Genomic DNA, 13,197 nt, shown 5'->3' on the forward strand with positions numbered 1-13,197 from the left:
ACGTTTGGCAGGGTGGGGACTGTCTTTCATGACATTCGAAAGATAAGACCCTATTCTGTCCATGATTACCCGACCACCTCAGTCTTCCGTCAGCAGATAGGCCACGCAGAGGTTTTCTATCAGGGCGTTGGCTACCGGCTTGTTGATTTCGCTTTTCTTGTCATTCCAATTGGCACTGAGCAAGTACTTCTCCCAGGTGGCTATCACAGGAGCCAGCTGCTGCTTGTCGGGGCGGGGCTGGGTAAGCATGGCCGACAGCACCGCAACGTTCTTGGAGATTTCTCCATAAGCCGGAATGCCGCCTTCCACCGTATTCACCACCACTTCGATAGGGAAGTCATGCGGATTCAGGTCGTAGTCGATGCGTCGTAAAACTCCCCTGAGCAGGTAGTCGCCTTTTTTGGGAAGGTAGGTGTTGTCCACGTAGTCGTTCAGCGCCCCTACGCTTTTGAAGTCCGGGGTGTCCTCGTAGTCGCCGTAGCTACGGTGGGACGCCAGCAGCGTGTTGTTTTTCAGGTCTATCAGCTCATACCCGCAGTTTGCCCGGTAGGTGATGGTGTAGTGGAAAGTAGGCGCCTCCTTGCTGCCTGCCTGCAGCAGATTTCGTTTGGCGATGTAGAAGCTCCGCACTTTCACCTTCAGCAGCAGGTCGGCACTTCCTTCGGTTCGCTCCAAGCCTTTAAGCAGGGGCGCCTGCTCTGGCGTGAGCGGCCTTTTGCCGAAGTCGTACTCTACCTTGTAAGTCTTGTAGCGCGAAGCCAGCTCAGCCTTGGGCGACTTATGAAAAGTAAACAGCGTTTTGGTGTCGATTATCTTTTGCGCATACAGCGGCTGCGACAGCAGCAGGGCGGAGCCCAGCAGCGCACCCGGTATGAAACGGGAGAGTAATGATGGTTTCATCAGATGTAATACACTTTATTGCAGAGATATGTGGTTCTGCAAAGCTAATTGACAAGGCCATGGCTAACAAGCAGAGTGCTGAAATTAAGATTGATGATGCGGCAGGCTATTTTTGTGCTTTTACCACATGGGTATGACTGAAGAGGCTGCGCAATGAACCCGGGTAGGTCATTATTTACAATGATTCGTGGTCCCGTACTAATTTATTAGTTGTTTTCAGGCGCGAACGAATTCAGCTGGCATGAGCATTCGCGAACAACTTTTTATTCCCCAGCCAATGCAATGTCTTTGTACTGCGCTCAGGAGTATCAGTCAACGCCTGGCGGCTTATGCTTTCACGGGTGAGGTGGCTGTCAGAGCAAGGTGTTCGGCTGCTATGACGGAGCTTGCCGAATCAGTGGCCGCCGCGTCATTTGGGGTTGGCCGGGCCCTTGGTGACGTTTCTAACCCAACACCTGAAGGTGCAGGGCAGAGCGCTGCGTCCAGCAGCCCTGCCTGTTCGGGGCCATCATCGAATCGGTCGAACTTTGCAATGAATACAGGTGCGAGCCCGGCGTGCAGGCAAACCCCGTCTGGGACACCCCAACCTGGCCTGATGACTGGGGACTTCAATGAATAATAAGCAATGCGAGAATCAAACAACCAGCCTCCTGTGTCTGATAATGAAGCAGCGGCATCAACGCCACCGGTAGAGATGCGGCTCACGGCCGACGGCTCGGCTACGCTGTTTGTGCCGGCCCTCAACGAGCATTACCACTCCCGGCACGGCGCCCGGCAGGAGTCACTGCACGTTTTCATCCGGCTGGGGCTGCAGGCGCGGCTCGGTAGCCAGGCGGGCAGGCCGCAGCCCCTGCGCATTCTGGAAGTAGGCCTCGGCACCGGCCTCAATGCCCTGCTCACCTTGGCGGATGTTGACGGTAAGGATGCTGCTATCGAGTACGATGCCCTGGAAACCTACCCGGTGCCGCCCGAGCTGGTGGCCGCCCTGCAGCCGGAATGGGACGCGCTGGGGCCACCGCTCAGCGCCTTGTTTCAGCGCCTGCACGCCGTTGCCTGGAACGAGCCGGTAGCGCTGGCGCCGGGCTTCACCCTCACCAAGCTTGAGCAGGCGCTGGAAACGGCAAGGCTCCCGGCCGGGCGCTACGATGTTATTTACTTCGACGCCTTCGCCCCGGAAAAGCAGCCCGAGCTCTGGACGGAAAGCATCTTCGCCCAGCTTTATGGAGCTGCCGCGCCCGGGGCGCTGCTGGTGAGTTACTGCGCCCAGGGCCAGTTCCGGCGCAACCTGCGCGCCGCCGGCTGGCTTACCGAAAAGCTGCCCGGCCCCCCCGGCAAGCGGGAAATGACCCGGGCCGTGAAAAGCTAAGGCCCTGGTTGGCGCGGGGCACCTGACCCGCCGCGCCGGAGCGAACCAGACACAAGTCGTTCAACGAGTGCAGGCCAGAGGCCTGCGAAAAGTCGACACGGAGCCAAGCCCTTTGGGTACGACCCCGCGTAATCAGGGCCGAATGTACCCGGCCCAGCACATCAGCACATCAATTAATCAGCACATCAACCTTGTCTCGCAAATTCATCGAAACCGACGGCCCGCAGTGGGTGGAGGAAGGCATTATCAGCCCCGAGCAGTACGCCCGGCTGCTGGGGCGCTACCCAGAGCAGGAGCGCGCCATTGGCTTGCTGCCCCTGCTGGGCGGGCTGCTGGTGGGGCTGGGCATTCTGAGCCTGGTGGCCGCCAACTGGCAGGCCTTGCCGGAGCTGCTGCGCCTGGCCATTCTACTCTTCACCCTGCTGGCCGCCTACACGGCCGGCGAGCGGGCCCTGCGGCAGGGGCAGCGCCCGCTGGGCATCGGGCTGCTGTGCGTGGGCCTGCTCACGTTTGGGGCGGGCATTGTGCTTACCGGGCAGATGTACCACCTGGTAAGCCACGACGTGCGGGCGCTGCTGCTCTGGGCCCTGGCCGGGCTGGCGCTGACCTGGCTTTACCGCAGCCGCTTTCTGTTTCTGCTCACGCTGGTGATTCTGGGCGCGGCCATGGCCTACAGCGTGCACGAGTTTGAGGTGTATAGCTACGTGGGGCTGGGCCTGCTGGTGCTGGGGCTGGGCGGCTACTGGTTTCGCTACCCCGACAACCTGCTGGGCTGGGGCTTTTCCCTGGGCTGGCTCACGGCCATGGGCCTGCTACTCGACCATACCCATACGCCCTTTGTATGGCTGCTGCCCCTGCTGGGCCTGCTGTACGTGGCCGGCGACTGGCTGCCGCGGCGGCGGGAGGCCCTTGCCGTGCAGCTGCTGCCCCTGGCTGCCGCCTGGTTTGTGGCAGCATCCGTGGCGGCCAATGGGGAGGCTGAGTCGACCCTGGAAGTGCTGCGCAAGGCGGGTGGCGCCTACGCGCTGGCCTTGCTGGTGCTGCTGGGGGCCTCGGCCGCCGGCAAGTGGCGGCAGCGGGCCCTGCCCAGCCTCAGCGACTGGCTGATTTTCCTGCCGCTGTTTTTTCTGCCCGCGGGCCCGCTGGTCATTATCCTGCAGCTGCTGGTGCTCTACGCCTTTGCGGGCGCCGTGCTGTGGGCCGGCTACCGCGAGCAGTGGCGGGCCGAAGTGAATGCCGGCACCGTGCTGTTTATCCTGGCTTCGGCCCTGGCGTACTTCCGCCTCACCTGGGCTTTCCTCGACAAGTCGCTGTTCTTCATTGGGGGCGGGGTATTGCTGCTGGCCCTGAGCTGGTGGCTGCGCCGCCGCAACGAGCAGATACTGGCCCAGACACCCCCGCTTGCTGCTGCTGACGCCCATGAATAGCCCTTTCCCTACCACTCACCCTGCCACCCCAGGCAGCCGCCAGCAGCTGCGATTCCGCTGGCTGGTGGGTGCCCAGGCCCTGGTGCTGCTGGGCATTGCCGGCCTGGCCTGGGCCGCCGACCACTGGGGCCAGACCATCCGCCTGCGCACCCGGCCCGTCGACCCGCGCAACATCCTCTACGGCGACTACGTGCGCCTCAACTATGACATCAGCCGGCTGGACACCAGCCTGTGGCGCGGCCCCGGCCGGGTGCCCGACCGGGGCCGGCGCGTGTGGGTGCTGCTGCGCCGGGCCAGTCCGGCCTGGCAGGCCGCAGGCGTGTACGGCGAGGCCCCCGCCACCACCGCCGACCAGGTAGCCCTGCCGGCCCAGGTAGAAAACAGCTGGCGGGGCATCAGCCTGCGCTACGGGCTTGAGCGCTACTACATTCCCGAAGGCAGCGGCCAGCGCCTGGAAAAAGCCGCCGCCGATAGCGCCGGCCTGCTGGTGCGGGTGCAGGTGGCCTCCTGGGGCACCGTGCGCTTGCAGGGCGTGGAGCTGAAATAAAAAACACCACCCCGGGCCAGGCGTGGTCCGGGGTGGTGCAAGGTTAGGCAGTAAGCAGGGGCTCTACTGAATCTTGTAGGTAATGGGCACGGTGAAAGACACACTTACCTCGCGGCCGTTCTGCTTGCCGGGAATGAACTTGGGCAGGGTGTTAATGGCGCGCATGGTTTCCGCGTCCAGGGTAGAGCTCAGGCCTTTCACAATCTTTACGTCGACTACCTCACCACGCGGGTTTACCGTGAAGCTGGCGAATACGCGGCCTTCTACGCTGTTGCGGATGTCGACGGCGGGGTATTTCACCGCCTTCTGAATAGCTGCTACCACGGCTGCCAGGCCACCACCGCCCGGCAGGCTGGGCATCTGCTCTACCGACACGTAGATTTTGGTGTCAACGACTTCGGTAACGGGGCCCTCAATCGGCGTTTCTACTGGCTCGACAAATTCAGTAGGTCCGTTGGGATTGGTATATGTTACGGCGCCGGGGTCAGCTTTAAGCAGGTCGTCCTGGCTTGCCAGTCCTTCGGTTGTGGCGCGGCTGTCTTCCACAATAGTAGGAGGTGTGAACTGTATGGTAGTGGGCTGGTCAATCCGGGTTTGGGGCTGCACTATTTCTTCTTTCGGCAAAGGCGGAACAATAGGGTCTTCAATCAGCGGGGGAGCAATTGGGTCGTATATCGGCCCTTTTTTCTCAACAATGTCCGGATGCTTCTCCATCATCCGCGCCACAATGGGAAAGGAAATCAGGAGCAGGAAAATGGACGTGGCAATGAGCAGGGCCCGGGTCACGTGCCGGTCGTAGGTGGCCCGCAGCACGTAGGCGCCGTAGGCTTTGTTGCGGCCATCGAAAACGATGTCGTCGAGGCTGGCCGTGGCCAGCTGGGCATTATTCATCATAGTGCTGCGGTATTAAGAAGGTGGGAGTCGTCTTTGGTGATGTCGACCAGCGCGTACTTTTTCTGGTTGGTGATGTTCATCTCGTCGAGGATGTCGACCATGTCGCGGTACTGCGAGTCGGCACTGGGCTTTATCAGCACGATGGTGCCGGGGTGGCTGCGCTGGCGCTCCAGCAAGGCCTGGCGGATGCCGCTGGCGGCAAACGAGGTGCTGTGCAGCACCGGGGCGGCCACGGCTTGGTCGTGCGGGGCATTCAGGCCGAAGTAGTAGTGCACCCGGTGGTTTTTACCCAGAATGATGGTCATGGCCCGGCTCATGGCTACTTTCGACGACTCGCCCTTTACCGGCATGGTCAGGTCCATCACGTAGGGCTTGGCAAACGTGGTGGTGAGCATGAAGAAGGTGAGCAGCAGAAAAGCCAGGTCCACCATGGGCGTCATGTCCACCTTGAGGGAAGCTTTTTTTACCCGGGGCCTTCCCCCGTTGCCTGCTTCGCGGGGCTGTTGCTGAATCTCGGCCATGGCTTCTGCGCTTTAAGGTGATAACTGCCCTGTCAACGCTTTGCCTGAATGCCTTATTGTGAGATATTTAACCCGTATTTAATAAAAAATAAAATTGTAATAAAAGCAGGGCCGCGACGTTCGCGCGCGCGACAAGTACAGCCGCTACGCTGCTGAAAAAAAGCCCCGGCCTGTAATTGCTTCAGGCTAAAAGCGCCACACCCGGTCGGGCGTAATGCAGGCGTGCAGGGGCACATCGGTGGTCAGCACGTCGGCAATGCCGCGCACCGGGGCATCATTCAGCAGGTTCAGGCCGATAAGCTGCGTATCTGGCCGGCACTGGGCCAGAAACCGGTCGTAGAAGCCGCCGCCGTAGCCTACGCGGTGCCCGGCCGCATCTACGGCCAGCAGGGGCACCAGCACCGCGTCAAGCTGAGTGGGCAGCACTTCCGGCGCGTTAATAGGGTCGGGCACGGGTTCTTCAATGCCCCAGCGGTTGGCTCTCAACTGCCCCTCTGGCGTCAGCTCATAGTGCTTGAGCGAAACCCGGTCGGGCTGCACCACGGGCACGGCCAGCCGCAGGGGCAGCTGCTCGCCCCACACCCATCTGACGATGTTCCAGGTGTCGGGCTCGTTCTGCTTGTCCAAGGGTAAAAACAGGTGGAGCCACTGCCAGGCATTTACCGGAAACTCCCGAAACAACCGCTCGCGCAGCTTGTCGCTTCGGCGCGCCACGTCGCCGGATGATAAAGCCAGGCGGCGCTGTAAGGAGGTAACGCGCAGGTTAGATTTTAATAGGTTTTGCATGGCCCCTTGACGAGGCAAAGTTAGTCCTGCACTGTCACGTAGAAGCTCAGCTTGGGCTGCATGCCAGCCATTGCCGCGCCCACCGACAGCCGCTCCCAGCTGTCGTGGCTTACTTCCCGCAGGTAGATGTTGTTATTTGCGAAGCCGATGCCCGCCGAAAACCCGAGCCCCTTGTGCACTTTGGCAGCCGTGCCCCCGCCCACCCATTCAAGGGCCAGAAAAAAGTCTTCGTCCAGGATAAGCCTATCAGCGCGGAGGTCGAAGCTGAGGGTGCCCTGCTCGATGGCGCTGGTTTGCACCACGTCGCGGGTTAGCAGCTTTTGGTCGGTAGGCCGGCCCTTGGCGTCGAGCCGGTAGAGGTTGAGGCGGAAGGTGAGCGGGCCGACGTGGTTGTGGGCCACGTTGAAGTGGGCGCTGAGGATTTTGGTGGGCTTGCGCTTTAGGTAGACAACGGTGCCCATCTGGGCGCCCAGGTCTTTGGAGTCGAGCACCAGCGTTACGCCGTCGCCCTTTTTCGTAAAGCCCAGGGTGTGGGTGCGTCGAAACCCACTTTTGGCGCTTACCTGTACTTCGGCCAGCGCCACGGGTGCCGGGCTCAGCGCCAGCTGCGGCTGGGTGCTGAGCTGGCGCAGGGTAAGGTTGCGGGTGTCGTATCCCAGGCTGGAAATGCGCACCGTGTCGTTGGCCAGCCGGTCGGGGAAAGCCAGCTCAAACAGGCCCTGCTCGTTGCTGACCGTACCCAGCGCCTTGCCCACCACGCCGATGTTGACAAAAGGCAGCGCCTGACCGGATTTGGCATCGGTAATGCGTCCTTTTATGGTTTGGCCGAAGCCTGAGAAAGCGAAAATCAGGAAAAGGGGCAGGAGGAAAATGCGCTTCATTGCAGAAAGAGGAGAGAAAAGCCCAAGGCGATGGCAGCCTTGTGGCCCTCAGATGCAGGCCTGCGCGATGAGGTTGCCTGCCCATGAAGCTGAATTGCCGGCTGCGCCTTACAGCCAGTCGGTATCAACGTTGAGGCTTACTCCTCCTCCAGCACCGTGAACTCCAGCGCCAGCGGCTCAAACGCATCAATCAGCTGCTCAATAAAGCCAGGGTTGTTAATCAGGATGCTGAGCACGTTTTCGCTGCGCTCCTGCAGGCCGCCGTCCGGGAAAAGCTTGTCTTTGAGGGCGCCCAGCTGGCTGTAGGCGGTTTCGTGCTTGGTTTCGGCCGCTTTGCTCAGGCGCTTTTCCAGGCCGGCGAGGCTGGCGGCGGCTTTCTGCGCTTCAGCAGCTACGGTCTTCACCAGGGTAGGGTCGAGGCGCTGGGCCAGCTCCTGCACTTCGCGGAAGGTGGCGGCCAGGGCCTGCTGCTGCTGCTGCAAGCTTACTTCTTCCTGGCCCAGGGCCGCGCCCACCTGCTTTTTCAATTCCGGCAGCGGCTTGAAAAGGTCGAGCGAAGTCAGCCCCAGCTTGCGCAGCTTGCCGGCGTTGGCCTTGCCGACGTAGAGGGCCGAGTTGCGCAGCAGCACCAGGGGGAAGGGCACGCCGTAGGCCGCAAACACGTCCTTGAGCTGAAACCAGTAGGCTACTTCCGCGCCGCCGCCAATGTAGGCCAGGTTAGGCATCAGCATTTCCTGATAGAGGGGCCGCAGCACCACGTTGGGGCTGAACTGCTCGGGATGCTGCCGGGCCAACGCCAGCAGCTCTTCGCGGTTGTGGCAGCGGGCCGTATTGCGAATGGTGACTTCCACACAGTCGGCCCCGCCGGCGTCGGGCTCCAGCCGCTCCCGCTTGCCCTCCGCCGTCAGGAAAAACAGGTTGAGGGGGCGCGAGTACACCTGGGGCTTGTAGCCGGCAGCCAGCAGGCGGGCATTGGTGGCCTGCACGGCGTTGTTGGAAGCCTGCTCCGTAATCTCGCGCTCCAGCACCGGCACCAGGGCCTGCTTCAGCTCCGGCCGGTCGGCATCGAGCGTTACCAGGCCGTACTGCCCAAACAGCCGGTCAACAAGGCGGCGGGTGGCTTCGGCCAGGGTTGTGGCGCCTTCGTAGGCTTCGCGGAAGGCCGCCGGTACCTCCGGCGGCAGCTGGCTGAGCAGCTGCTCGCTCAGCCCATCGAGCGGCATGCGGCCCACCGGCCCGCCGGTGTTTGCTGCCTCCCAGGCGTAGCCCTTGCCAAACAGCGAGAAGTGGTTGATTTCGGCGAAGTCGTGGTCTTCGGTGGCCATCCAGTACACCGGCACGAAGTCGTGCTGCGGATACTTCTCCTTCAGCTGCCGGCTCAGCTTAATCACCGACACAATCTTGTAGATAAAGTACAGCGGCCCCGTCAGCAGGTTAAGCTGGTGGCCGGTGGTCACGGTAAACGTGGTGGGCTCGGCCAGCAGCAGCAGGTTGGCTTCAATGGCCGGCTCGGGGTCCGGGGCGTAGCCGTACTGCCGGCGCAGGGCATCTACCAGGCGCCTACGCGCCTCGGGCGTGTAGGCGGCTTTCTTCTCCTCCAGCTGCGCCGCGAAGTTTTCCAGAGTTGGAAAGCGGTGGTAAAAAGGTGCCAACTCCGGCTTCTGGGCCAGGTAGTCAGTCAGTAGGCTGGAAAACGAGTTGGTGGCGGCGTATGAGATTGTCTGAACCACAGGATTGGGACCGCAGATTATAACGGATTTGACGGATAAGAACGGATTCACATGGCGCAGTACCGCCTTGCGTTCGTAGTGAGGTGGCAAATGTCGGGGTTAAACAAAAAAGGCAGCCAGTCGGCTGCCTTTTGAGAATTAAATGTGGGCTATGGCACTGGCCTGAGCATAAAGCTAGGCACAGCAGAACTGCATGAAAGAGCGGAAAAGAATCCGTTCTTATCCGTTAAATCTGCGTCAATCTGCGGTTCACACCAGCTGCCCGTACAGGTCGAAGTCCGAAGCTGAGGTGATTTTCACATTGGCGAAATCACCCAGCCGCACGAAGGTGTCCTTCTCCACGGGTACCAGCACTTCGTTGTCTACTTCGGGCGAGTCGAACTCGGTGCGGCCCACGAAATGGCCGCTTTCCTTGCGGTCGAACAGCACCTTGTAGGTCTGGCCCACGCGGGCTTCGTTCAGCTCCAGCGAGATGCCCTGCTGCAGCTCCATGATGGCGTCGGCGCGCTCCTGCTTTACTTCGGCGGGCACGTCGTCCGGGAGGGTGTGGGAGTGGGTGTTTTCCTCGTGCGAGTACGTGAAGATGCCCAGGCGCTCGAAGCGGGTTTGCTCCACAAACTCGTACATATCCTCAAAGTCCTGCTGGGTCTCGCCGGGGTGGCCGGCAATAAGGGTGGTGCGCAGGGCGATGCCGGGCACCTTCTGCCGGATTTTGTCGACCAGCTCCACGGTGCGGCGCTTGCTGATGCCGCGGCGCATAATCTTGAGCATGTTGTCGGAGCCGTGCTGCAGGGGCATGTCGAGGTACTTGCAGATGTTGGCGCGCTCGGCCATCACGTCCAGCGCATCCATCGGAAACTGCGAGGGGTAGGCGTACTGCAGGCGAATCCAGTCGATGCCGTTCACGTCGGACAGGTGGCGCAGCAGGTCGGCCAGCTTGCGCTCGCCGTAGTGCTGCAGGCCGTAGTAGGTCAGGTCCTGGGCAATGAGAATGAGCTCCTTGGTGCCCATGCCGGCCAGGCGCTTGGCTTCCTTCACCAGGTCTTCGATGGGGCGGTCGACGTGCTTGCCACGCATGAGCGGGATGGCGCAGAACGAGCAGGGGCGGTTGCAGCCCTCGGCAATCTTGAAGTAGGCGTAGTGCCGTGGCGTCGTCACCAGCCGCTCGCCCACCAGCTCGTGCTTGTAGTCGGCATTCAGCACTTTCAGCATCTGGGGCAGCTCCAGGGTGCCGAAGTAGGCGTCTACCTGCGGGATTTCCACTTCCAGCTCGTCCTTGTAGCGCTGCGAGAGGCAGCCCGTCACGTAGAGCTTTTCCAGGCGGCCGGCTTCCTTCTCGTCGGCGTAGCGCAGAATGGTGTCGATGCTTTCCTGCTTGGCGTTGTCGATAAAGCCGCAGGTGTTGATGATGACGATGTTGGCGTCGGACTTCTCCGCCTCGTGCGTCACGTCGAACTGGTTGGCCTGGAGCTGGCCCATCAGCACCTCGGAGTCGACCAGGTTTTTGGAGCAGCCCAGGGTGATGACGTTAACTTTATTCTGGAGTTGATTTCTAACCTTCATAAATCACTGATTCGCGCTGATTGTATTGATTCCGCTGATTATTCTGCCTATTTGCAGCGCTGCTTCTGGGGGTGATAAAGCCTTCGAGAAAGGGTAAATGGTATCCGGTGGAGCCGGGCAGTGCTTTGCCGGAATGCAAATTTACGACGTAGCCAGTCCCCGCCCACCAGTGAGCACCGCATACACATCGGGCAGTACCCGGCGCAGCACCGCGCCAAAGGCTACGGCCACCAGCACAATAAACAGCGGCAGCAGCAGGTACGTGAGCAGGTGAATGTGTGGAATGGCCCGTCCGTAGCGCAACGCCAGCTCGGTGGCATAGTTCACCAGGGGCACGTGCAGCACATAAATTATAAAGGAGAAGCCCGTCAGCCAGCGAAACCAGCCCCGGGCCATGGCACTGCGCACCAGCCAGTCGAGCCCAAACCAGGCCGTGAGCATGCCGCTCAGCTCACCCAGGCGGTGCAGGGTTATCATGCCCAGCACCGTGGGCCACTGCAGCTCCGTTCCGGTCTGAAAAGCCAGCCAGGTTTTAAGCGCGGCCGTGCCTATCCACAGCGCGGCGCACGGCCCCAGCCGGAACCAGCGCGGCGGCGTTTGCACCTCGTGCCGGCTTCGCGCCAGCCACACACCCAGGCCAAAAAACAGCAGCCCCTCGCCCTGCACGAGCGGCAGCGGCAGCATGGTAAACCAGAGCACGCCCGCAATGCCGAAGTACAGCGCCGGGCGCCGCTCAATCGCCTGCCGCAGCCAGGGATACACTAGGTTATACACCAGCAGGCTACGTAAAAACCAGAGCTGAAACGGCGCCGGTATCAACAGCCAGCGCGACAGCAGCTCGCCCCCGCTGTACTGGCTCAGCAGCTGCCGGGGCCAGAAGGGGCTTATTTCGGCGTCGATTACGGCCTGCCGGCTGATGGGGTATTGCTCCAGCAGCCAGAGCACGCCCAGCCAGAGCCCGCTCCAGAGCAGATAGGGCAGGCCCAGGGTGCGCAGGCGCCGCCGCACGCGCTGCCCGTGCGGCTCCAGCCCCTCGCGCCGGGCAAAGAGGTAGCCCGAGATGGCAAACAGAATGGGAATACGAAAGCGCAGCAGGCCATTGGCCAGAAAATACTGCAGTCCCGTGCCGAGCGTAAGCCCCTCCTCTACCTGCGTCCAGGGCTGTAGGTAGCGCGGGTGCAGGTTGAAGGCGTGCACGTATATCAACAGCACCATGGCCACCAGCGACCAGAATTTCATCTTCTGGCTGAGTAAGGTGTCGAGGCGGGCCGCGGGTGGGGGAAGGGTAGTTATAGCCGTCATTACTGCAATGATGCAGAAATGCCGCCAAGCGTTGGCTTGGTGTAGCGGCTAAAGCAAAAAGCGCTTTACGCCTTCATGCCCAAAAAGAACGTCATGCTGTGAAACTTAACTCAGTGGCTAGCCTATAGCCCTTCAAACTGGCGCAGGAAGCGCATGTCGTTCTCGGTGAACAGGCGCAGGTCTTTAATCTGGTACTTGAGCATGGCAATGCGCTCGATGCCCAGGCCCCAGGCAAAGCCGGAGTAGCGCTCCGCATCGATGCCGCAGAACTCGAGCACGGCCGGGTCGACCATGCCGCCGCCGCCGATTTCCACCCAGCCGCTTTGCTTGCAGATGTTGCAGCCCGCCCCTTTGCAAATAAGGCAGGTGATGTCGATTTCGGCGCTGGGCTCGGTGAAAGGGAAGAAGCTGGGTCGGAAGCGGATGTTGATATCGGCCCCAAACAGCTCCTGCACGAAGTAGTACACCGTCTGCTTCAGGTCGGCAAAGCTCACGTTTTCGTCCACGTACAGTGCTTCCAGCTGGTGAAACATCATGTGGGCGCGGGCCGAGATGGCCTCGTTGCGGTACACCCGCCCCGGCATGATGCTGCGGATGGGCGGCTGCTGGCTTTCCATCACCCGCACCTGCACCGGGCTGGTGTGGGTTCTCAATAAGTGAGTGGGTGAATGGGTGGATGAGTGAATGCCAGCCGAAGCATCAGTCGACCCGGTTTCTTCACTCATTCGCTCATTCACGCATTCGCCCATTAAGAAAAACGTGTCCTGCATATCCCGCGCCGGGTGGTTCTCGGGGAAGTTCAGGGCGGTGAAGTTGTGCCAGTCGTCTTCAATCTCGGGGCCCTCGGCCACGTTGAAGCCGATGCGGCCCAGCACGCGCAGCATTTCCTCGCGCACCAGCGACAGCGGATGGCGGGTACCCAGGGCGCCCGGCACCACGGGCAGGGTGTAGTCGAAGTCGGGGTTGGCCGGGGCGTTGTCGGCTGCAGCCTCCAGGGCCGCGTGCTGCTCGTCGAACCGGGCCTGGGCCTGTTGCTTGAGAGCGTTGAGCTGCTGGCCCACGGCGCGCTTCTCTTCGTTGGGAACGGTTTTGAGCTGGTCGAACAAGTCGGCCAGCCGGCCTTTGCGGCCTAAATAGCTGATGCGGAAAGCGTCGAGCTGAGCAGCGCTGCTGAGGTCGTAGTCGCTGATTTCGGCCGCTACGGCGGCAATAGATTCCTGAATCATGGGGCGAAGTTACGCTTGCTCCCGTACCCTGCCCGGTTGTTTTTCGTATTCAGG

General features: G+C 61.3%; 12 protein-coding genes. 3 read left to right on the top strand and 9 right to left on the bottom strand.

Annotated features, from left to right (window positions below; all coding sequences use genetic code 11):
• Positions 1-78 precede the first annotated feature (78 nt).
• Complete coding sequence (locus ABD919_RS20475) at positions 79-900, bottom strand: hypothetical protein (RefSeq protein ID WP_345237937.1); 822 nt, start codon at positions 898-900, stop codon at positions 79-81.
• A gap of 652 nt (positions 901-1,552) precedes the next feature.
• On the opposite strand from ABD919_RS20475, the gene mnmC2 reads away from it, so the two are divergent.
• From mnmC2 to ABD919_RS20490, 3 genes are all read left to right on the top strand, one after another.
• On the top strand, positions 1,553-2,266 hold the full coding sequence (gene mnmC2, locus ABD919_RS20480) for a tRNA (5-methylaminomethyl-2-thiouridine)(34)-methyltransferase MnmC2 (RefSeq protein ID WP_345237938.1): 714 nt from the start codon (positions 1,553-1,555) through the stop codon (positions 2,264-2,266).
• A gap of 191 nt (positions 2,267-2,457) precedes the next feature.
• Complete coding sequence (locus ABD919_RS20485) at positions 2,458-3,693, top strand: DUF2157 domain-containing protein (protein ID WP_345237939.1); 1,236 nt, start codon at positions 2,458-2,460, stop codon at positions 3,691-3,693.
• Positions 3,686-4,240, top strand: coding sequence for a GDYXXLXY domain-containing protein (locus ABD919_RS20490; protein ID WP_345237940.1), 555 nt, complete (start codon positions 3,686-3,688; stop codon positions 4,238-4,240). The genes ABD919_RS20485 and ABD919_RS20490 overlap by 8 nt, the downstream gene beginning before the upstream one ends.
• 63 nt (positions 4,241-4,303) lie before the next feature.
• Here ABD919_RS20490 and ABD919_RS20495 read toward each other — a convergent pair whose 3' ends face one another.
• The 8 genes from ABD919_RS20495 to pheS all read right to left on the bottom strand — a co-directional run bounded on the left by ABD919_RS20495 (position 4,304) and on the right by pheS (position 13,140).
• Positions 4,304-5,134: an energy transducer TonB gene (locus tag ABD919_RS20495; protein WP_345237941.1), complete on the bottom strand. Its 831-nt coding sequence runs from the start codon at positions 5,132-5,134 to the stop codon at positions 4,304-4,306.
• Entirely contained in the window at positions 5,131-5,655 is a 525-nt protein-coding gene (locus tag ABD919_RS20500; RefSeq protein WP_345237942.1) for an ExbD/TolR family protein, read from the bottom strand. Before ABD919_RS20500 ends, ABD919_RS20495 begins: the two co-directional genes overlap by 4 nt.
• A gap of 186 nt (positions 5,656-5,841) precedes the next feature.
• Positions 5,842-6,441 (bottom strand): 5-formyltetrahydrofolate cyclo-ligase, encoded by a 600-nt coding sequence (locus tag ABD919_RS20505; protein WP_345237944.1) that lies wholly within the window; start codon positions 6,439-6,441, stop codon positions 5,842-5,844.
• A 20-nt stretch (positions 6,442-6,461) separates the two neighbouring features.
• Positions 6,462-7,322, bottom strand: a complete 861-nt coding sequence (locus ABD919_RS20510) for a carboxypeptidase-like regulatory domain-containing protein (RefSeq protein WP_345237945.1) — start codon at positions 7,320-7,322, stop codon at positions 6,462-6,464.
• Between the two features lie 137 nt (positions 7,323-7,459).
• Complete coding sequence (gene bshC / locus ABD919_RS20515; RefSeq protein WP_345237946.1) at positions 7,460-9,052, bottom strand: bacillithiol biosynthesis cysteine-adding enzyme BshC; 1,593 nt, start codon at positions 9,050-9,052, stop codon at positions 7,460-7,462.
• A 249-nt stretch (positions 9,053-9,301) separates the two neighbouring features.
• On the bottom strand, positions 9,302-10,615 hold the full coding sequence (gene rimO, locus ABD919_RS20520) for a 30S ribosomal protein S12 methylthiotransferase RimO (protein ID WP_345237947.1): 1,314 nt from the start codon (positions 10,613-10,615) through the stop codon (positions 9,302-9,304).
• Between the two features lie 141 nt (positions 10,616-10,756).
• Positions 10,757-11,917 (bottom strand): acyltransferase family protein, encoded by a 1,161-nt coding sequence (locus tag ABD919_RS20525; RefSeq protein ID WP_345237948.1) that lies wholly within the window; start codon positions 11,915-11,917, stop codon positions 10,757-10,759.
• Positions 11,918-12,039: 122 nt separating this feature from the next.
• Positions 12,040-13,140, bottom strand: a complete 1,101-nt coding sequence (pheS, locus tag ABD919_RS20530) for a phenylalanine--tRNA ligase subunit alpha (RefSeq protein ID WP_425556428.1) — start codon at positions 13,138-13,140, stop codon at positions 12,040-12,042.
• Positions 13,141-13,197 lie beyond the last annotated feature (57 nt).

Source organism: Hymenobacter saemangeumensis (assembly GCF_039541835.1).
GTDB classification, from domain to species: domain Bacteria; phylum Bacteroidota; class Bacteroidia; order Cytophagales; family Hymenobacteraceae; genus Hymenobacter; species Hymenobacter saemangeumensis.